We start from the raw sequence: 20,443 nt of genomic DNA on the forward strand, positions 1-20,443 counted from the left end.
GGCGCTTGCCGGCTCGCCACGGTTTTTGGATTACTCGTCGTTTTCGTGGGTCAGTTCCAGCACCCGATCCACCAGCTTATTGATCCCCGCCGCCGCTTCGCTGATGGACTGTGCGAGCATGTAGGCCGGGGTGCTGACCAGCTTGCGTGCCTTGTCTTCGATGATGTCGCCGACGGCGCACTCTGTGTGGGTCGCGCCCATCTTGCTGACGGCGGCCGCGGTGTCGGCGTCGTTGCCAATGGTGCAGGTGACGCCCGGGCCGTAGATCTTCGCCGCCAAGGCCGGCGAGATGCAGATCAGGCCCACCGGCTTGCCGGCTTCGGCGAAGGCTTCGGTCAGCGCCAGGACATCCGGCTGGACCGTGCAGCCGGCCCCTTCCACAGCGAAGTTGGAGAGGTTTTTCGCCGCGCCAAAGCCGCCGGGCACGATCAGTGCGTCGAAGTCTTCGGCGTCGGCCTCACGAATGTCTTTCACCTGGCCACGGGCGATGCGCGCCGATTCCACCAGGACATTGCGCGACTCGGGCATCTCTGCGCCGGTCAGGTGGTTGATCACATGCAGCTGGGCGATGTTCGGGGCGAAGCACTGCACCTGGGCGCCACGCTGGTCCAGGCGCAGCAGGGTGATGACGCTTTCATGGATCTCGGCACCGTCGTAGACGCCACAGCCGGAAAGGATCACTGCAACTTTTTTGCTCATGGTTTTTTCTCCAGATTCATGGCGTTAAATGTCCACTAATTTGTCGCCCGTTGCCATAGGGTTATCCCGCCGCCCGACCTAATCTTCGATCAGGATTCCGATCAGGTCGTGTCATGAATTTCATTCTTTATGCGGTGCCGTTCTTCTTTGTGCTGATCGCCCTCGAGCTGCTGGTCGACCGCTGGCGGGGGGTGAACAACTATCGGGTCGCGGACGCCATCAACAGCCTCAGCACCGGGGCCTTGTCGACCACCACCGGGCTGCTGACCAAGGGCGTCGGCCTGGTGACCTACGCCTTTGCCCTGGAACACCTGGGGCTCTTCAGCCTGTCGGCCGAGAGCGCCTGGGTCTGGGTGTTCGCCTTTGTCCTCTACGACTTCTGCTACTACTGGCTGCACCGCATGGGCCATGAGCGCAACATTCTCTGGGCGGCGCATTCGGTGCATCACCAGAGCGAGGACTACAACCTCTCCACGGCATTGCGCCAGACCAGCACCGGCTTCCTGCTGAGCTGGATCTTCTACCTGCCGATGGCCGTGCTGGGGGTGCCGCTGCTGGTGTTTGTCAGCGTGGGGGCGTTGAACCTGCTGTATCAGTTCTGGGTGCACACCCGGCACATTCCCAAGCTCGGCTGGTTCGAATGGTTTTTTGTCTCGCCGTCCAATCATCGGGCCCACCATGCACAGAACGCTCTCTACATGGATCGCAACTACGGCGGCGTGTTCATTATTTGGGACCGGCTGTTCGGCACCTTTCAGGAGGAGGACGACAACGAGCCGGTGATCTTCGGCGTCACCACGCCCCTGGCCAGTTGGAACCCGGTGTGGGCCAACCTGCAGTTCTATGCCCAGTTGCTCGATGATGCGCGGCGTGCCGAGCGCTTGTGGGACAAGCTGCGGATCTGGTTCATGCGCACCGGCTGGCGCCCGGCGGATGTGGCGGCCCAGTACCCGCTGCGCAAGCCGGACCTGAGCCAGTTCCGCAAGTTCGAGGTGCCGCTGGATGTCTGGCAGCAGGGGTATGTGGTGTTGCAGTTCGCGGTGTACGCCGCCTTTGGCAGCTACCTGATGAACCTGGGCGACAGCCTGCCGGTCGCGGCCCTGGTGCTGGGCTGGAGCGCCATGGCCTTCGGTCTGTTCGTGCTGGGGGTGGCGCTGGAGAATCGCCCGTGGGCGCTGAAGATGGAGTTGCTGCGGCTGGCGTCGAACCTGCCGCTGGTGTGGCTGGCGCCCCTGGTCGGGCTGTGGCCGGCCAGCGCCTTGGGCTGGGTCGGCCTGATCAGTTACAGCCTGCTCAGTGGCATTGCGCTTTACTGCTGCCGGGGCCGCCTTACTCGACTGGCGTCTTAGACTTGCAGCAATCGTTCTGCTTGACCTGTTCGGCTTCGTAGATCGCCTTGGCCAGCCGCGCATTCTTGAAGCGGCGGCGCAGCCACAGGGCAAAGCCCAGGACCAGCAAGGCGCCGAGCACCCACAGTTCGTATTTCTTGATGCTGCCCAGCATGCCTTCGAGCACGGCGCCGAAGTGATAGGCCGCGGCGGCCAGGGCGGCGGCCCAGATCGCCGCGCCAATGCCGTTGAGCAACAGATAACGTCCCGGCGGATACCCCGACAGGCCGATGGCCACCGGCATCACGGTGCGCAGGCCGTAGACGAAGCGGAAGCTCAGCACCCAGATGTCCGGATGCTTGCGGATATGCTCCAGCGCCCGATCGCCCATCAATTGCCAGCGCGGCTTGCGCGCCAGGAGCTTGCGCCCGTGCTTGCGTCCCAGGAAGTACCACAGCTGGTCGCCGGCGTAGCTGCCGAAGAAGGCCACGACCACCACCAGGTTGATGTCCATGTATCCGCGAAACGCGAGAAAGCCGGCCAGAACCAGGATGGTCTCGCCTTCGAAGAATGTGCCGAGAAAGAGGGCGAAGTAGCCGAATTCCTGAAGAAATTGTTGGAGCATTGTCTGGATGCTGGCGAAATGAACGCGCAGCCTAACCCTTCGAGCCCATGGAGGAAAGTATCCAAATGTGTCTCGACGTGAACAAATGCTGGCTGGACAATAGCTGCGACTACCGGTCACAGGGTTAAGCACAACTGTCATCCGTTCGTCATAATGGGCGCTTATAACTGTCACGCTCGCCCGCCTGCGCGGGCTCAGGAGTCTGTCGTGAGCTTTACCCCAGCCAACCGTTTGTTTCCTGCCACCCGCCTGCGTCGCAATCGTCGTGATGATTTTTCTCGTCGCCTGGTTCGTGAAAACGTCCTGACCACCGATGACCTGATCCTGCCGGTATTCGTGCTCGACGGTGAGAATCGCCGGGAAGCGGTGGCGTCGATGCCGGGCGTCGAACGCCTGACCATCGACCTGCTGCTGGAGGAAGCGGCGCAGTGGGTCGAGCTGGGGATTCCCGCGCTGGCGTTGTTCCCGGTGACCCCGGCGGAGCTCAAGTCGCTGGACGCCGCCGAAGCCTGGAACCCGAACGGCATTGCCCAGCGCGCCACCCGCGCGCTGCGTGAGCGTTTCCCCGAGCTGGGGGTGATCACCGACGTGGCGCTCGACCCGTTCACCACTCACGGCCAGGACGGCATCCTCGACGAAGAAGGCTATGTGCAGAACGACATCACCGTCGATGCGCTGGTCAAGCAAGCCCTGTCCCATGCCGAAGCCGGCGCCCAGGTGGTCGCGCCTTCGGACATGATGGACGGTCGCATCCAGGCGATCCGCGAAGCCCTGGAGCTGGCCGGGCACGTCAACGTGCGGATCATGGCCTATTCGGCCAAGTACGCCAGCGCCTATTACGGCCCGTTCCGCGACGCGGTCGGCTCGGCGCTGAACCTGGGCAAGGCCAACAAGGCCTCCTACCAGATGGACCCGGCCAACAGCCACGAAGCCCTGCATGAAGTGGCCGCCGACCTCGCCGAAGGCGCAGACATGGTCATGGTCAAGCCGGGCATGCCGTACCTGGACATCCTTTTGCGGGTCAAGGATGAATTCAAGGTGCCGACCTTTGTCTATCAGGTCAGCGGCGAATACGCCATGCACATGGCGGCGATCCAGAATGGCTGGTTGAGCGAAGGGGTTATCCTCGAATCCTTGACCGCCTTTAAACGCGCGGGTGCCGATGGCATCCTGACTTACTTTGCCGTTCGTGCTGCTCAATTGTTACGAGAGCAAAAATAGCCCTCCCAGGAACACGCGATGAATACCGAAGGACTCACTGAAGTTGCCGTAAAAGAAGCTCAACCCGTGGTCGAGCAGGTTGTTGAAACACCACCGGAGCTGGAAGCCCCGCCGGTGCAAGCGGACGCGCCGCATGTGGCGATGCCGACCCTGGTCATCCCGAGCCTGGATGACAGCAGCCTGTATATCCATCGCGAGCTGTCGCAACTGCAGTTCAACATCCGCGTGCTGGAACAGGCGCTGGACGAGTCCTACCCGTTGCTGGAGCGCCTGAAGTTCCTGCTGATCTTCTCCAGCAACCTGGACGAGTTCTTCGAGATCCGCGTCGCCGGCCTGAAGAAGCAGATTACCTTCGCCCGTGAACAGGCCGGTGCCGATGGCCTGCAACCGCACCAGGCCCTGGCGCGCATCAGCGACCTGGTGCACGGTCACGTCGACCGCCAGTACGCGATCCTCAACGACATCCTGTTGCCGGAGCTGGAGAAACATCAGGTCCGCTTCATCCGTCGCCGTTACTGGACCACCAAGCTCAAGACCTGGGTCCGTCGTTACTTCCGCGACGAGATCGCGCCGATCATCACCCCGATCGGCCTCGACCCTACGCACCCGTTCCCGCTGCTGGTGAACAAGAGCCTGAACTTCATCGTCGAACTCGAAGGGATCGACGCCTTCGGCCGCGATTCCGGCCTGGCGATCATCCCGGCGCCGCGCCTGCTGCCGCGGATCATCAAGGTGCCGGAAGAAGTCGGCGGCCCTGGCGACAACTATGTATTCCTCTCGTCGATGATCCACGCCCACGCCGATGACCTGTTCCAGGGCATGAAGGTAAAGGGCTGCTATCAGTTCCGCCTGACCCGCAACGCCGACCTGGCGGTGGACACCGAGGACGTCGAAGACCTGGCCCGCGCCCTGCGCGGCGAGCTGTTCTCCCGTCGTTACGGCGATGCGGTGCGTCTGGAAGTGGCCGACACCTGCCCGAAACATCTGTCCGACTACCTGCTCAAGCAGTTCAACCTGAGCGAGACCGAGCTGTACCAGGTCAACGGTCCGGTGAACCTGACGCGCCTGTTCAGCATCACCGGCCTGGACAGCCACCCGGAGCTGCAATACACGCCGTTCACCCCGCAGATTCCCAAGCTGCTGCAGAACAGCGAGAACATCTTCAGCGTGATCAGCAAGCAGGACATCCTGCTGCTGCACCCGTTCGAGTCCTTCACTCCGGTGGTCGACCTGCTGCGCCAGGCGGCCAAGGACCCGCACGTGCTGGCGGTGCGCCAGACCCTGTACCGCAGCGGCGCCAACTCGGAAATCGTCGATGCGCTGGTGGACGCGGCGCGTAACGGCAAGGAAGTCACCGCGGTGATCGAGCTGCGCGCGCGTTTCGACGAAGAGTCCAACCTGCAACTGGCCAGCCGCCTGCAAGCGGCCGGCGCGGTGGTGATCTACGGCGTGGTCGGCTTCAAGACCCACGCCAAGATGATGCTGATCCTGCGTCGCGAATCCGGTGAGATCGTGCGCTATGCCCACCTGGGCACCGGCAACTACCACGCCGGCAACGCCCGCCTGTACACCGACTACAGCCTGCTGACCTCCGACGATGCCTTGTGCGAAGACGTCGGCAAGCTCTTCAGCCAGTTGATCGGCATGGGCAAGACCCTGCGCATGAAGAAGCTGCTGCATGCGCCCTTCACCCTGAAGAAGGGCATGCTCGACATGATCGCCCGGGAGACCCAGTTCGCCCTGGACGGCAAGCCGGCGCACATCATCGCCAAGTTCAACTCGCTGACCGATCCGAAGATCATCCGCGCGCTGTACAAGGCCAGCCAGTCGGGCGTGCGCATCGACCTGGTGGTGCGGGGCATGTGCTGCCTGCGTCCGGGGATCGCCGGCGTGTCGCACAACATCCATGTGCGCTCGATCATCGGTCGCTTCCTGGAGCACACCCGGGTGTTCTATTTCCTCAATGGCGGCGAGGAGCAGATGTTCCTGTCCAGCGCCGACTGGATGGAGCGCAACCTCGACAAGCGTGTCGAGACCTGCTTCCCGGTCGAGGGCAAGAAGCTGATCCTGCGGGTCAAGAAGGAGCTGGAAAGTTATCTCACCGATAACACCCACAGCTGGAGCCTGCAGTCGGACGGCCGCTACATCCGCAACACGCCGACCGGCAACCAGAACCCGCGCAGCGCCCAGGCCACATTGCTGGAGCGCCTGAGCAACCCGGTGCTGGCGGTGCGCTGAGCACCTCAGGTGCCGCCAACAAAAAGGCCAGCCCGAACATCGGGCTGGCCTTTTTGTTGTTATATCGCTTGGCTGGGGATTGTAGGAGCCGGCTTGCCGGCGAGGCGTCCTCAAGGCTGATGCAGGGCTCGAGGGCCTCTTCGCCGGCAAGCCGGCTCCTACGCAGAGATCAGTGCACGTTGAGGGTGATGCCGACCCGGGTCAGCCATTCCGCTTCCAGGGCGAAGTCGGCCTGGGTCAGCTGGTTCTCGTCCAGCCAGTTTGCCGGGAACATCACCTCCAGGCTGTCGCCGGCGGCGTGCAGCTTTACCTGGGGCATTTCCTGGGTGCCGCGGATGTGGTGGAACAGGATGGCGAAACGCAGCAGTACGCACAGGCGAATCAGCTTGCTGCCTTCCTCGCCGAATTCGGCGAACTTGTCCTTGGGAATGTTGCGGCGGTGACCGCGTACCAGTAGCGCGAGCATTTGCTGGTCTTCGCGGGAGAAGCCGGCAAGGTCCGAGTGCTCGATCAGGTAGGCGCCATGCTTGTGGTAATGGTAGTGGGCGATGTCCAGGCCCACTTCATGGACCTTGGCGGCCCAGCCCAACAGTTCGCGCCAGACGCCGTCCTCCAGGTCCCAGTCCTCTGCCACCTGGTCGAAGGCGTGGAGCGCCTTGCGCTCGACCCGGGCAGCCTGTTCCAGGTCGACATGATAGCGCTCCATCAGCGAGCCAAGGGTGCGCTCGCGCACGTCTTCGTGGTGATGACGGCCCAGCAGGTCGTAGAGCACGCCTTCGCGCAGGGCGCCTTCGCAATGGTCCATGCGCTGCAGTTCGAGGGCGTCGAAGATGGCTTCGAGAATCGCCAGGCCGGCCGGGAAGATCGCCCGGCGATCCGGCTTGATGCCTTCGAAGTCGATTTTCTCCACGTCGCCCAGCTTGAACAGCCGACGCTTGAGCCAGGCCAGGCCTTCGGCGTTGACTTCGCCACTGCCGTGGCCGCCGGCCTTGAGCGCCAGGCCGATGGCGCGGATGGTGCCCGAGGAGCCGATGGCTTCATCCCAGGTCAGGCGATGCAGGGCGTGTTCGATGCTCATGATTTCCAGGCGCGCCGCGGTGTAGGCCTGGGCGTAGCGCGCCGGGGTGATCTTGCCGTCGCGGAAATAGCGCTGGGTGAAGCTGACGCAGCCCATCTGCAGGCTTTCGCGCAGCAGTGGCTCGAAGCGCTGGCCGATGATGAATTCGGTGCTGCCGCCGCCGATGTCGGCGACCAGGCGCTTGCCCGGGGTGTCAGCGAGGGTATGGGACACGCCCAGGTAGATGAGGCGGGCTTCTTCACGACCGGAGATGACTTCCACCGGGTGGCCGAGGATTTCCTCGGCGCGGCGGATGAACTCGCCGCGGTTGCGGGCTTCGCGCAGGGCGTTGGTGCCGACGATACGCACCGCGCCCAAGGGCATGCCGTTGATCAGTTGGGCGAAGCGCTTCAGGCAATCGAGCCCGCGCTGCATGGATTCTTCGTTGAGTTGACGGTCTTCGTCGATCCCGGCGGCCAACTGCACCTTTTCACCGAGCCGCTCGAGAATGCGGATTTCATTATGGTGAGCCTTGGCCACGACCATGTGAAAGCTGTTGGAGCCCAGGTCGATGGCGGCGATCAGGGACAGATTCTTGGCTTGGGTTTGCGGCATGGTTTGGGGGTCTCGGTCGATAACCTTGCCATCCTGCCACGATCAATCGCTCGCGCCAACGCGCAGTGTCCAATGCGTTGATTCAACGCATGAATCCTTGCGCCACAGCTCCTGTAGCCGCTGCCGCAGGCTGCGACCGACTGCGCAGCAGGCGTTGTTCTTGAGGGCCCAGGAAGGCCCTGCGGGCCTTATCGCAGCCTGCGGCAGCGGCTCCAGTCAGCATCAAGCGCTTTCGTTGGTCCCGATGAAGTTCGCCAGCTCCGGCGTCTGCGGGTTGGCGAACAGCACTTTCGGGTCGCCCACTTCATGCACCTTGCCCTGGTGCATGAACACCAGCTTGTCGCCCACTTCCCGGGCAAAACGCATCTCGTGGGTCACCATGATCAGGGTCATGCCGTCCTTGGCCAGCTGGCGCACCACGCTCAGGACTTCGTTGACCAGTTCCGGGTCGAGGGCCGAGGTGATCTCGTCGCACAGCAGCACCTTGGGCGACATGGCCAGGGCCCGGGCAATCGCCACCCGCTGCTGCTGGCCGCCGGACAAACGGTCGGGGAAGGCGTCGAACTTCTCCTCCAGGCCGACCCGTTTCAGCATCTCGCGCGCCAGTTCGGCGGCCTTGGCCTTGGGCACCTTTTGCACCACTTGCGGGGCGAGCATGACGTTCTCGCCGACGGTCAGGTGTGGGAACAGGTTGAACTGCTGGAACACCATGCCGACCTTCTGCCGCAGGCTGCGCAGGTCGGCGCGGGCGGCGTCGAGGTATTCGCCGTCGACTTCGATGACCCCGTCGTTGATCGACTCCAGGCCGTTGAGGGTGCGCAGCAAAGTGCTCTTGCCCGAGCCGCTGCGGCCGATGATCGCCACCACCTGGCCTTCCTCGATACTGAGGTCGATGCCCTTGAGCACATGATGGTCGCCGTAATATTTATGCAGGGCGGAAATTCTAAGCAGAGGCATGCAGTCTCCTTTCCAGGTAGCGCGCACTGAGGGACAGGGGGTAGCACAGCAAGAAGTAACCGAGCGCCACCAGGCCGTAGACCATGAAGGGCTCGAAGGTGGCGTTGGCGAGCATGCCGCCGGTCTTGGTCAGCTCGGTGAAGCCGATGATCGAGGTCACCGCGGTGCCTTTGACCACCTGCACCGAAAAGCCCACGGTGGGCGCCACGGCGATCCGCAGAGCTTGTGGCAGGATCACATGGCGCAGCTGTTCATAAGGGTTGAGCGCCAGGCTGGAGGAGGCTTCCCACTGGCCGTTGGGGATCGAGTCGACGCAGCCGCGCCAGATCTCCGCCAGGTAGGCGCTGGTGAACAGCGTCAGGGCGATGGCCGCCGCCAGCCAGGGCGAGATATCCACACCCAGCAGGGCGATGCCGAAGAACACCAGGAACAGCTGCATCAACAGCGGCGTGCCCTGGAACAGCTCGATGTACAGGCGGGCGAAATGGCTGGGGAAAGCCTTCTTGGAAATGCGCAGGGTCATGATCAGCAAGCCGATCAGGCCTCCGCCGACAAAGGCCACCAGCGACAGCAGCAGGGTCCATTGCAGGCCGGTCAGCAGGTTGCGCACGATGTCCCAGAAGCTGAAATCACTCATTGGCTGCTCCTCGCGATATAGCGGCGCCCGACCCAGTTCAGCAGCTGCCGGATCAGCAGGGCCATGCACAGGTAGATCAGCGTGGTCAGGGCGTAGGTTTCAAAGGCGCGGAAGTTGCGCGACTGAATGAAGTTGGCGGCGAAGCTCAGCTCCTCGGTGGCGATCTGCGAACACACCGCCGAACCGAGCATGACGATGATGATCTGGCTGCTCAGGGCCGGCCACACCTTGCCCAGCGCCGGCAGCAACACCACGTGGCGGAAGGCTTCCAGGCGGGTCATGGCCAGGGCCGCCGCGGCTTCCAGCTGGCCGCGGGGGATGGCCTGGATGCCGGCGCGGATGATTTCCGTGGAGTAGGCGCCCAGGTTGATCACCATTGCCAGCACTGCCGCCTGCCACTCGGAGATCTGCAGCCCCAGGGACGGCAGGCCAAAGAAGATGAAGAACAGCTGCACCAGGAACGGGGTGTTGCGGATCAGCTCGACGTAGACGCCGAAGAGGGCCGAGAAGGGCTGGATCTTCCAGGCCCGCACCACCGCGCCGACGATGCCCAGGCCGACCCCGAGCAGCGCGCCGATGGCGGTCAGCTCAAGGGTGAACAGGGCGCCGCGCAGCAGCAGGCCGGTGTTTTCCAGCACCGGTAGAAAGTCGAACTGATAAGCCATGGATAACCTCCGCGACCGCGATCAGAGGCCAGCCGGCAACGGCTGCTTGAGCCACAGCTGGGCGTTCTTTTCCAGGCTGCCGTCGGCCTTGGCGGTGGTGAGGATCTGGTTGACCTTGTCCAGCAGCTCCGGCTGGTTCTTGTTCACGCCGACATAGACCGGGGAATCCTTGAGCTTGACCTTCATCGCCGGGATGCGTTTCGGGTTGCGCTCGCTGATGGCGACCATCACCACGTTGCCGCTGGCGATCAGGTCGACCTGGCCGGCCAGGTAGGCGGCGATGGTCGAGTTGTTGTCCTCGAAGCGCTTGATGGTCACGCCTTGCGGGGCCACGGCGGTCAGTTCGATGTCTTCGATGGCGCCACGGGTGACGCTGATGGTCTTGCCCTTGAGGTCGTCGAGGGTGGCGATTGGCGCCTCGGGTGGGCCGAATACCGCCAGGTAGAAGGGCGCGTAGGCCTGGGAGAAGTCGATGACCTTCTCGCGCTCCGGATTCTTGCCGAGGCTGGAGATCACCAGGTCGACCTTGCCGGTGGTCAGGAACGGAATGCGGTTGGTGCTGTTGACCGGTGTCAGTTCGAGCTTGACCTTGAGCTGGTCGGCCAGCAGTTTCGCGGTGTCGATATCCAGGCCGCGGGGTTTCATGTCCGGACCGACCGAGCCGAACGGCGGGAAATCCTGGGGCACGGCCACCTTGAGGGTGCCACGGGCGACGACATCGTCCAGGCCGTTGGCATGGGCGGGCGTCTGACTCAGCATCAGACTGGCAAACAGGGCAGAGAGCAGGGCGCTGAAACGCTTGGTCATGGCAAATCTCCGGATTCACGGGAAGTGATTTCTGCGCAGCGACACAGCACAGGCCGTGCCAAACGCCGGTAAAAGCCCTGGAGTGCTGGGTTTTGCTGGTTTTGTTCGGTCTTACTGGTCTGAACAGTTGTTGGCGTTTCTGCCCCCTTATCGAGCGTCCGGCGATGCGCCCGAACCCCCTTGGGGCACGACTTGCCGGGCTCGGCGAATAGCTTTACAACTAGCTTTTTCCTGGACCGGCCAGCCTGAATTTTATGAACTCGATCTCCCGCGCCGTACCCGAGGTGGCGCTGCAAGCCATCCGCCAATTGATCAACGAGCGCGGCTTCGGCCCGGGCGATGCGCTGCCGTCGCAGCGCGATCTGGCCGTGCAATTGGGGGTCAGCCGGGCCTCGTTGCGCGAGGCGCTGTCGTCCTTGAGCGCCTTGGGCGTGATCAGCGTGCAGCCCGGCAAGGGCGTGTTCGTGCAGGCCGCGGAGTCGCCGGTCAATGGCGCGGGGCTGAGCTGGCCGTTCGCGGCCCAGGCCTCGCCGACGGATATCTTCCAACTGCGTTACGCCCTGGAAGGCTTCGCCGCGGGGCTGGCGGCCGTGACCCTGACCGCCGACGAGCTGGATGCGCTGCAGGACAATGTCGAGACCATGCGCAACGAGCTGCGGGCGGCGGATTTCGAGGCGGCGGCGCGGCTGGACTTCGAGTTTCACCAGAAGATCCTGCAGGCCAGCGGCAATCAGGCAATGGTGAGCATTCTCAGTACCAGCGCCGAGATCTTCCTGGAGAGCCAGAAACTACCGTTCATCCGGCCCGAGCGGGCCATGGAAACCTGGCAGGAGCACCGCAAGATCCTGCGCGGGCTGGCCCGGCATGCCTCTGGAGCGGCGCAGAAGGCCATGCAGGAGCATGTGCGTGGCGCGGCATTGCGCACCGGAATCGCCTTTGTCACCCCCGCATAGTTTCCAGTTGAGCTATACCCAAATTCATCGGGCACCATAGCGAGAGTCAATCAACTCCGGCTTCCTGAACGCGGGAAGGGCGGCTATGATGGGCCACGTTTTTTTGCTTACAACCTGGAGACTTCCATGAGCAGCGATCTTATCAAACACGTTAGCGACGCTAGCTTCGAGGCTGACGTACTCAAGGCCGAAGGCGCTGTACTGGTCGACTACTGGGCTGAGTGGTGCGGCCCATGCAAAATGATCGCTCCGGTCCTGGACGAAATCGCTGAAACCTACAAAGGCAAGCTGACCGTTGCCAAGCTGAACATCGACGAAAACCAGGAAACCCCGGCCAAGCATGGCGTGCGTGGTATCCCGACGCTGATGCTGTTCAAGAACGGCAACGTCGAAGCCACCAAGGTCGGCGCACTGTCCAAGTCGCAACTGGCTGCTTTCCTCGACGCCAACATCTAAGCGTCGTTGTAAATCGCATCAAAAAAGCCCCGTAAATAGCGGGGCTTTTTCATTATTCAGGGCTAGACGCTCAGAAACTCAGGTGTTACATTCGGCCCCGCACTGGTTTCTCCTCTGCCCCCTGCAAGCCGTCGCCGACGCTCTCCTTTTCGAATAAGTACGCGATCCTGTCGCCTTCTCCGCGGCGCGGCATCATTAAGCCAAAAGCTTAATTTCCCCCCCTCCATAAATGATTACGTCATTCCTATATGAATCTGACTGAACTCAAGCAAAAGCCGATTACCGAACTGCTCGAATTGGCCGAACAGATGGGCATAGAAAATATGGCCCGTTCGCGCAAGCAGGACGTGATTTTCTCCCTGCTGAAAAAGCACGCTAAAAGCGGCGAGGAAATCTCCGGTGATGGCGTGCTGGAGATCCTCCAGGACGGCTTCGGCTTTCTTCGCTCCTCCGACGCCTCCTATCTGGCCGGCCCAGACGATATCTACGTCTCCCCGAGCCAGATCCGTCGTTTCAACTTGCGCACCGGTGACACCATCGTTGGCAAGATCCGCCCTCCAAAGGAAGGCGAGCGTTACTTCGCACTGCTGAAGGTCGACACGATCAACTACGATCGTCCCGAGAACGCGAAGAACAAGATCCTGTTCGAAAACCTGACGCCGCTGTTCCCGACCGTGCGCATGAAGATGGAAGCCGGCAACGGTTCCACCGAAGACCTGACCGGTCGTGTCATCGACCTGTGCGCCCCGATCGGTAAAGGCCAGCGCGGTCTGATCGTTGCTCCGCCGAAAGCGGGCAAGACCATCATGCTGCAGAACATCGCGTCGAACATCACCCGCAACAACCCTGAAGTTCATCTGATCGTGTTGCTGATCGACGAACGTCCGGAAGAAGTGACCGAGATGCAGCGCACCGTGCGCGGCGAAGTGGTCGCCTCCACCTTCGACGAGCCGCCAACCCGCCACGTGCAGGTTGCCGAGATGGTGATCGAGAAGGCCAAGCGCCTGGTCGAACACAAGAAGGACGTGGTGATCCTGCTCGACTCCATCACCCGCCTGGCCCGTGCCTACAACACCGTGATCCCGAGCTCCGGCAAGGTGCTGACCGGTGGTGTCGATGCCCACGCCCTGGAAAAACCGAAGCGTTTCTTCGGCGCCGCGCGGAACATCGAAGAAGGCGGCTCGCTGACCATCATTGCCACCGCGCTGGTTGAAACCGGCTCGAAGATGGACGAAGTGATCTACGAAGAGTTCAAGGGCACCGGCAACATGGAGCTGCCTCTGGACCGCAAGATCGCCGAGAAGCGTGTATTCCCGGCCATCAACATCAACCGTTCCGGCACCCGCCGCGAAGAGTTGCTGACCGCCGACGACGAGCTGCAGCGCATGTGGATCCTGCGCAAGCTGCTGCATCCTATGGATGAAGTCGCCGCCATCGAGTTCCTGGTCGACAAGCTGAAACAGACCAAGACCAACGATGAGTTCTTCCTGTCGATGAAACGCAAGTAAGTCGAGCGGGACCGCAAAAGCCGGGGAAACCCGGCTTTTTGCTATCTGATTATTGATGAACGGCAGTTCACTGTTCTGAACAGTCGGGTTCGGCGCTAAACTGCCAGCCCCGAACGCCACGGCCAAAACGAGGCTCACGCATGCAGTATCGCGACTTGCGCGACTTTATCAGCGGTCTGGAACAGCGCGGCGAACTCAAGCGCATCCAGGTTCCGGTGTCCCCAGTGCTGGAAATGACCGAGGTCTGCGATCGCACCTTGCGTGCCAAAGGTCCGGCCCTGCTGTTTGAAAAGCCCACCGGCTACGACATTCCGGTGCTGGGCAACCTGTTCGGCACCCCGGAGCGCGTGGCGCTGGGCATGGGCGCCGAAGCGGTCAGCGAACTTCGGGAAATCGGCAAGCTGCTGGCCTTCCTCAAGGAGCCCGAGCCGCCCAAGGGGCTGAAGGATGCCTGGTCCAAGCTGCCGATCTTTCGCAAGATCATTTCCATGGCGCCGAAAGTCGTCAAGGACGCGATCTGCCAGGAAGTGGTCATCGAAGGCGATGACGTCGACCTGGCGATGCTGCCGGTGCAGACCTGTTGGCCGGGCGATGTCGGCCCGCTGATCACCTGGGGCCTGACCGTCACCAAGGGCCCGAACAAGGACCGGCAGAACCTCGGGATCTATCGCCAGCAGGTGATCGGTCGCAACAAGGTGATCATGCGCTGGTTGAGCCACCGTGGCGGCGCGCTGGATTACCGCGAATGGTGCGAGAAGCACCCGGGCCAGCCGTTCCCGGTATCCGTGGCCCTGGGAGCCGATCCGGCGACCATCCTCGGCGCCGTGACGCCGGTGCCGGACAGCCTCTCCGAATACGCCTTCGCCGGCCTGCTGCGGGGCAACCGCACCGAGCTGGTGAAATGCCGTGGCAACGACCTGCAAGTGCCGGCCACCGCGGAAATCATCCTGGAAGGGGTGATTCATCCGGGCGAGATGGCCGATGAAGGCCCGTATGGCGACCACACCGGCTACTACAACGAAGTCGACAGCTTCCCGGTGTTCACCGTCGAGCGCATCACCCACCGGATCAAGCCGATCTACCACAGCACCTACACCGGTCGTCCGCCGGATGAGCCGGCGATTCTCGGCGTGGCGCTGAACGAAGTATTCGTGCCTATCCTGCAGAAGCAGTTCCCGGAAATCACCGACTTCTACCTGCCGCCCGAAGGCTGCTCGTACCGCATGGCGGTGGTGACCATGAAGAAGCAGTACCCCGGCCACGCCAAGCGGGTAATGCTCGGTGTCTGGTCGTTTTTGCGACAGTTCATGTACACCAAGTTCGTTATCGTCACTGACGACGATATCAACGCGCGCGACTGGAACGACGTGATCTGGGCCATCACCACGCGCATGGACCCCAAGCGCGACACGGTGATGATCGATAACACGCCGATCGACTACCTCGACTTCGCCTCGCCGGTCTCCGGCCTGGGTTCGAAGATGGGGCTCGATGCCACGCATAAGTGGCCCGGTGAAACCACTCGCGAGTGGGGCCGGGTGATCGTCAAGGATGAGGCGGTGACTCGCCAGATCGATGCCATCTGGAATCAGTTAGGAATAGATTGATGCGTGTAACCTTGCAGCCCTCCGGAGCGGTGCTTGAGACGCTGCCCGGCGAGCGGATTCTCGATGCGGCGCGGCGCCTGGGCTATGAATGCCCGCAAAGCTGCCGCAATGGCAACTGTCATGTGTGCTGTGCCTTGCTGGTGGAGGGCAGGGTCCTGCAGGCCGGCGATGTGCGCGATCACGGCGAGTTCTACACTTGCATTGCAGAGCCGCTGGAAGACTGCATCGTGCTGTGGGATGGCGTCCTTGCGCTGGGAGAGCTGCCGGTGCGCAGTCTGTCGTGTCAGGTCACCGAGTGTCTGGAAGTCGGCGGCGATGTCTGGCGGGTCCGCCTGCGGGCGCCGGCCGGCAAGCCACCGCGTTATCACGCCGGCCAGTACCTGATGCTCGAACGGGAGAATGGCGAGAAATCGGCGTTCTCCCTGGCCTCGGCACCGCACGCCGGGCGCGAGCTGGAGCTGCACGTACTGGTGCGCGAAAGCAGTGCACAAAGCCTGATTGAACAGCTGCAGCGCAATGGCAATGTGCGCATCGAGCTGCCGTTTGGCGATACCCACCTGGCCGAGCTGCCGGACGGGCCGCTGGTGCTGATCGCCGCCGGCACCGGCATGGCGCAGATGCACAGCCTGATCGAGCATTGCCGCGCCAAGGGCTTCAAATACCCGGTGCACCTGTACTGGGGTGTGCGCCGGCCGGACGACTTCTACCAGATCGAACACTGGGACGAATGGAAGAAGCTGCCCAACCTGTTCCTGCACAAGGTGGTCAGCGACCTCTGTGGCTGGGAAGGGCGCTGCGGCATGCTGCACGAGGCGGTGAGCGAGGACATTGCCGACCTGTCGGCGGTGCATGTCTACGCCAGCGGCTCGCCAGCGATGATCTACGCGACCCTGGACGCGCTGGTTGAAGCGGGCATGGATGCGCACCAGATGCGCGCCGATGTATTTGCCTACGCTCCTCGGTCCTGAGTTCTCGGGACTGTCCCTCGTTATAACTTCCTATATAGCCCATCGGTATTTATTTAATTAGATAAATGCCGGTAGGTTATATGCCACGCATTATTGAAAGTTAAAACTCTTCGATGGCACTTAACTTGCCTTGAAACACTTGAAACATATGTGTCTTGGAGTTACAGCCGTGCGTTCTATTAAGTAATTCTTTATACGCGGGGAGCCGAACGCTATTCGCCATGACAGCCATTGAATCCAGTTTTTTGAATCTGGCTTACCCTCCGCGGCTCGACCTGGGGCCGCAGCTCACCCACGAACAGCTCCTCAGCTCGATGCAGTCCACCATGGCACGCCACAAGGGCGGGCCGGTCTGGTTGTTTGCCTACGGTTCGCTGATCTGGCGCCCCGAATGTTCGGCGGTCGAGCGCATGCGCGGGCGGGTGCATGGCTACCATCGCGGCTTGTACCTGTGGTCCCATGAACACCGTGGCACGCCGGAGAAGCCGGGGCTGGTCTTTGGCCTGGATCGTGGCGGTTCCTGCAGCGGCTTCGCCTACCGCTTGCCGGAAGAACAGCTGGAAACCTCGCTGTATGCGCTGTGGCAGCGCGAGATGCCGTACCCGTCCTATCGCCCGCACTGGCTCAACTGCCGTCTCGAAGACGGTAGCCGGGTTCAGGCCCTGGGGTTCGTTCTGGAGCGACACCTGCCCAGCTATGCCGGCAACCTGCCGGACCATGTGCTGAGCCAGGTATTTGAAAGCGCCTGCGGGCGCTACGGCACCACTCGCGATTATGTCGAGCAGACCGTGCACGCCCTGCGTAGCCACGCCATGCCAGACCGTAATCTGGAGGCGCGGCTCAAGCGCTGTAAGTCAGCAACCCACTAGGCAATGGCTTCGCGGCTCTGGCTGGCGACCTGTTTGTGCCACAGGGTCGGGGCCAGGAAGGCCATCGACAGCAGGCAGGCGCCTACCAGCAGGACAAAACCGCCGTCCCAGCCGAAGTGGTCCACGGTGTAGCCCATCGCCGCGCTGGCCGCGACCGAGCCACCCAGGTAGCCGAACAGGCCGGTAAAGCCCGCGGCGGTGCCGGCGGCTTTCTTCGGTGCCAGTTCCAGGGCCTGCAGGCCGATCAGCATCACCGGGCCGTAGATCAGGAAGCCGATGGAGAACAGCGCGATCATGTCGATGGTCGGGTTGCCGGCCGGGTTCAGCCAGTACACCAGGGTCGCCACGGTCACCAGCGCCATGAACACCATGCCGGTCAGGCCACGGTTGCCACGGAAGATCTTGTCCGACATCCAGCCGCATAGCAGGGTGCCCGGAATCCCCGCCCACTCGTAGAAGAAGTACGCCCACGAGGTTTTATCCACGGTGAAGTGCTTGGCTTCCTTGAGGTAGGTCGGCGCCCAGTCCAGTACACCGTAGCGCAGCAGGTAGACGAAGACGTTGGCCATGGCGATGTACCAGAGCATTTTGTTGCGCAGCACGTATTTGACGAAGATTTCCTTGGCGCTGAATTCTTCTTCGTGGCTGGCGTCGTAGCCTTCCGGGTAGTCGTTCTTGTATTTCTCGATTGGCGGCAGGCCGACCGATTGCGGGGTGTCGCGCATGGTGACGAAGGCGAACAGCGCCACCATCAAGGCCACGGCGGCCGGGACGTAGAACGCCGCGTGCCAGTCGTTGAACCAGCCCATGCCGAGCAGGAACAGCGGGCCGATCAGGCCGCCGCCGACGTTGTGCGCAACGTTCCATACCGAAACCACGCCGCCGCGTTCCTTCTGCGACCACCAGTGCACCATGGTCCGCCCGCTTGGCGGCCAGCCCATGCCCTGGGCCCAACCGTTGATGAACAGCAGGATGAACATCATGGTCACGCTGGATGTGGCCCAGGGTGCGAAACCGAAAATGAACATCACCCCGGCCGACACCAGCAGGCCGAAGGGCAGGAAGTAGCGCGGGTTGGAGCGGTCGGACACCAGGCCCATGAGGAACTTGGACAGGCCGTAGGCGATGGCGATCGCCGACATGGCCAGGCCCAGCTGACCGCGGGTGTAACCCTCTTCGATCAGGTACGGCATGGCCAGGGAGAAGTTCTTGCGCAGCAGGTAGTAGCCGGCGTAGCCGATGAAGATCCCGGCGAAGATCTGCCAGCGCAGGCGGCGGTAGGTGCTGTCTATTTTTTCGTCAGGCAGGGGCGCCTGGTGTGCGGCAGGTCGAAAGAAAGCAAACATTCAAGAGCTCCAAATTTCTTGTTTTGACTGCGGATGCGAATGTTACAGTTTCGTTACCGAAAATAGCACTGCATCTTATCTGGGAGCACGCAACGCAGGAGCATTTGCATGTTCTTTTACGAACATGTCGCTTAAAGATAAGCAGGGGGCGTTTCTGGTGCCGGCGGCTGCGGCGGGTAGGAGAAGAGCTTGCTCGCGATAAACAGGTTCATCCGGTTATTGCGAGCAGGCTCCGGTAGAGCGCAGGGGATTCAGCGAACCTGGACCACCACCTTGCCCACCGCCTTGCGCTGGCCAAGATCGTTGATGGCGCTGGCGGCGTTGCTCAGCGGATAGACCTGCGAGACCAGCGGTTTCAACTTGCCTTCGGCGAACCAGCCGAACAACTGCTGGAAGTTCGCCGCGTTGTCCTGGGGCTGGCGCTGGGCGAACGAACCCCAGAACACACCCACCACCGCGGCGCCCTTGAGCAGCGCCAGGTTGACCGGCAGCTCGGGAATGCGTCCGCTGGCAAAACCCACCACCAGCAGCCGGCCGTTCCAGGCGATGGAGCGGATGGCCTGGTCGAACAGGTCGCCGCCGACCGGGTCGTAGATCACGTCGGCGCCCTGGCCGTCGGTCAGGCGCTTGACCTCGTCCTTCAGGCTGGTTTCGCTGTAGTTGATCAACTCATCGGCGCCGGCGGCCTTGGCCACCGCGAGTTTCTCGGCGCTGCTGGCGGCGGCGATGACCCGGGCGCCCATGGCCTTGCCGATTTCCACCGCCGCCAGGCCGACACCGCCGGAAGCGCCGAGCACCAGCAGGGTTTCACCCGGTTGCAGGTTGCCGCGCTGCTTGAGGGCATGCATCGAGGTGCCGTAGGTCATGCTGAAGGCGGCAGCGGTATTGAAGTCCATCGACGCTGGAATCGGCAGGACGTTGTAGCCCGGCACCGCCACTTCCTCGGCGAAGCTGCCCCAGCCGGTCAGCGCCATGACCCGGTCGCCGACCTTGAGGTGGCTCACCTTCTCGCCGACAGCGCCGACCACTCCCGCGGCCTCGCCACCGGGCGAGAACGGGAAGGGTGGCTTGAACTGGTATTTGCCCTCGATGATCAGCGTGTCCGGGAAGTTCACCCCGGCTGCGTGCACCTGCAGCAGGATTTCGTTCTTCTTCGGTACAGGACTCGCGACGTCTTCCAGCACCAGCGTTTCGGCGGGGCCGAAGGCTTTGCACAGCACGGCTTTCATCAGGGCTATTCCTTTGGGAGTGATGGCCGATAAGTGTAGGTGGGTGAATAACGCGGTCAACGAGCATGCCCCGGCCTGATAACCAGCCATAAGCTTTGTGCTTGGGCTCAGGCAGAGGGGCCTTTATGCTAGACCGCCTACCGGATAAGGAGCGAATTGTGAAAGCGTGGATCATGTTGATGCTGGCCCTGTCTCTGCCCATGGCAGCCATGGCCGAGGAAGCTAAAGAGGGCGAAGCACCGAAAGTCAGTTACATCAGCCTGAACCCGCCGTTCGTGGGTAACTACGGCCTGGATGGCGGCCCCAAGCTCAAGGTCTACAAGGCTGACGTCGCCCTGCGGGTGACCGGCGATGCCGCCGCCCAGGCGGTGAGGGCCAACGAGCCGTTGATCCGCAACCAGCTGGTGGCGCTGTTCGCCCAGCAGACCACGGAAACCATGAACAACGTCGAAGCCAAGGAAAAGCTGCGCCAGGAAGCCCTGAAGCAGACCCAGCAGGTGATGAACGACGAAACCGGCAAGCCGGTGGTGGAAGACCTGCTGTTCAACAACCTGATCATCCAGTAACGCTGGATCCGTAGGAGCGAGGCTTGCCCGCGATAGCGATATCGCGGACCCCGCCAAATTCCAGCCTGACGGCTGATCGCAAGCAAGCTTCG

General features: G+C 62.4%; 19 protein-coding genes. 10 read left to right on the plus strand and 9 right to left on the minus strand.

Annotated elements, in window-relative coordinates; all coding sequences use genetic code 11:
* Positions 1–30: 30 nt before the first annotated feature.
* A complete protein-coding gene (elbB, locus tag NRG23_RS20605) occupies positions 31–699 on the minus strand; it encodes an isoprenoid biosynthesis glyoxalase ElbB (RefSeq protein ID WP_101283906.1) in 669 nt (222 codons plus the stop codon).
* Between the two features lie 113 nt (positions 700–812).
* Here elbB and NRG23_RS20610 point away from each other — a divergent pair, with 113 nt between their 5' ends.
* Complete coding sequence (locus NRG23_RS20610; RefSeq protein ID WP_009051425.1) at positions 813–2,048, plus strand: sterol desaturase family protein; 1,236 nt, start codon at positions 813–815, stop codon at positions 2,046–2,048.
* Here the strand turns inward: NRG23_RS20610 and NRG23_RS20615 are convergent.
* The gene (locus NRG23_RS20615) at positions 2,029–2,652 is read right to left on the minus strand and encodes a DedA family protein (protein WP_041985046.1); all 624 of its coding nucleotides are present in this window, start codon (positions 2,650–2,652) and stop codon (positions 2,029–2,031) included. The genes NRG23_RS20610 and NRG23_RS20615 overlap by 20 nt on opposite strands.
* A 207-nt stretch (positions 2,653–2,859) precedes the next feature.
* On the opposite strand from NRG23_RS20615, the gene hemB reads away from it, so the two are divergent.
* Complete coding sequence (gene hemB, locus NRG23_RS20620; protein WP_009051423.1) at positions 2,860–3,873, plus strand: porphobilinogen synthase; 1,014 nt, start codon at positions 2,860–2,862, stop codon at positions 3,871–3,873.
* A gap of 18 nt (positions 3,874–3,891) precedes the next feature.
* Positions 3,892–6,111, plus strand: a complete 2,220-nt coding sequence (gene ppk1, locus NRG23_RS20625) for a polyphosphate kinase 1 (protein ID WP_009051422.1) — start codon at positions 3,892–3,894, stop codon at positions 6,109–6,111.
* A gap of 169 nt (positions 6,112–6,280) precedes the next feature.
* Here the strand turns inward: ppk1 and ppx are convergent, their stop codons facing one another.
* From ppx to NRG23_RS20650, 5 genes are all read right to left on the minus strand, one after another.
* Positions 6,281–7,783: an exopolyphosphatase gene (gene ppx / locus NRG23_RS20630; RefSeq protein ID WP_009051421.1), complete on the minus strand. Its 1,503-nt coding sequence runs from the start codon at positions 7,781–7,783 to the stop codon at positions 6,281–6,283.
* Positions 7,784–8,005: 222 nt separating this feature from the next.
* Positions 8,006–8,740 (minus strand): amino acid ABC transporter ATP-binding protein, encoded by a 735-nt coding sequence (locus NRG23_RS20635; protein ID WP_009051420.1) that lies wholly within the window; start codon positions 8,738–8,740, stop codon positions 8,006–8,008.
* Positions 8,727–9,377, minus strand: coding sequence for an amino acid ABC transporter permease (locus NRG23_RS20640; RefSeq protein WP_023967887.1), 651 nt, complete (start codon positions 9,375–9,377; stop codon positions 8,727–8,729). The genes NRG23_RS20635 and NRG23_RS20640 overlap by 14 nt, the downstream gene beginning before the upstream one ends.
* A complete protein-coding gene (locus tag NRG23_RS20645) occupies positions 9,374–10,042 on the minus strand; it encodes an amino acid ABC transporter permease (protein ID WP_007926722.1) in 669 nt (222 codons plus the stop codon). The genes NRG23_RS20640 and NRG23_RS20645 overlap by 4 nt, the downstream gene beginning before the upstream one ends.
* Positions 10,043–10,063: 21 nt before the next feature.
* Positions 10,064–10,849 carry a transporter substrate-binding domain-containing protein gene (locus NRG23_RS20650; RefSeq protein ID WP_009046127.1) on the minus strand — a complete coding sequence of 262 codons (786 nt, stop codon included), beginning with the start codon at positions 10,847–10,849 and terminating at the stop codon, positions 10,064–10,066.
* Between the two features lie 254 nt (positions 10,850–11,103).
* Here NRG23_RS20650 and NRG23_RS20655 point away from each other — a divergent pair, with 254 nt between their 5' ends.
* From NRG23_RS20655 to NRG23_RS20680, 6 genes are all read left to right on the plus strand, one after another.
* Positions 11,104–11,802, plus strand: a complete 699-nt coding sequence (locus NRG23_RS20655) for a FadR/GntR family transcriptional regulator (RefSeq protein WP_038635974.1) — start codon at positions 11,104–11,106, stop codon at positions 11,800–11,802.
* A gap of 126 nt (positions 11,803–11,928) precedes the next feature.
* The gene (trxA, locus tag NRG23_RS20660) at positions 11,929–12,258 is read left to right on the plus strand and encodes a thioredoxin TrxA (RefSeq protein WP_003206727.1); all 330 of its coding nucleotides are present in this window, start codon (positions 11,929–11,931) and stop codon (positions 12,256–12,258) included.
* Between the two features lie 248 nt (positions 12,259–12,506).
* Positions 12,507–13,766: a transcription termination factor Rho gene (gene rho / locus NRG23_RS20665; protein ID WP_007926725.1), complete on the plus strand. Its 1,260-nt coding sequence runs from the start codon at positions 12,507–12,509 to the stop codon at positions 13,764–13,766.
* Between the two features lie 140 nt (positions 13,767–13,906).
* Positions 13,907–15,373: a 4-hydroxy-3-polyprenylbenzoate decarboxylase gene (gene ubiD, locus NRG23_RS20670; RefSeq protein WP_257371870.1), complete on the plus strand. Its 1,467-nt coding sequence runs from the start codon at positions 13,907–13,909 to the stop codon at positions 15,371–15,373.
* The gene (locus NRG23_RS20675; protein WP_053270162.1) at positions 15,373–16,341 is read left to right on the plus strand and encodes a CDP-6-deoxy-delta-3,4-glucoseen reductase; all 969 of its coding nucleotides are present in this window, start codon (positions 15,373–15,375) and stop codon (positions 16,339–16,341) included. The genes ubiD and NRG23_RS20675 overlap by 1 nt, the downstream gene beginning before the upstream one ends.
* Before the next feature lie 221 nt (positions 16,342–16,562).
* A complete protein-coding gene (locus NRG23_RS20680; protein WP_009051415.1) occupies positions 16,563–17,210 on the plus strand; it encodes a gamma-glutamylcyclotransferase in 648 nt (215 codons plus the stop codon).
* Here the strand turns inward: NRG23_RS20680 and glpT are convergent.
* Together glpT and NRG23_RS20690 are read right to left on the minus strand one after the other, a co-directional pair.
* Positions 17,207–18,556 carry a glycerol-3-phosphate transporter gene (gene glpT, locus NRG23_RS20685; protein WP_007926732.1) on the minus strand — a complete coding sequence of 450 codons (1,350 nt, stop codon included), beginning with the start codon at positions 18,554–18,556 and terminating at the stop codon, positions 17,207–17,209. The two genes, NRG23_RS20680 and glpT, sit on opposite strands and share 4 nt — an antisense overlap.
* A 251-nt stretch (positions 18,557–18,807) precedes the next feature.
* A complete protein-coding gene (locus NRG23_RS20690) occupies positions 18,808–19,785 on the minus strand; it encodes an NADPH:quinone oxidoreductase family protein (RefSeq protein WP_028683683.1) in 978 nt (325 codons plus the stop codon).
* A 158-nt stretch (positions 19,786–19,943) separates the two neighbouring features.
* Here NRG23_RS20690 and NRG23_RS20695 point away from each other — a divergent pair, with 158 nt between their 5' ends.
* Complete coding sequence (locus NRG23_RS20695; protein WP_009051412.1) at positions 19,944–20,351, plus strand: flagellar basal body-associated protein FliL; 408 nt, start codon at positions 19,944–19,946, stop codon at positions 20,349–20,351.
* Positions 20,352–20,443: the final 92 nt, after the last annotated feature.

It is taken from the genome of Pseudomonas sp. T8, assembly GCF_024610635.1.
Lineage (GTDB): Bacteria > Pseudomonadota > Gammaproteobacteria > Pseudomonadales > Pseudomonadaceae > Aquipseudomonas > Aquipseudomonas chlororaphis_I.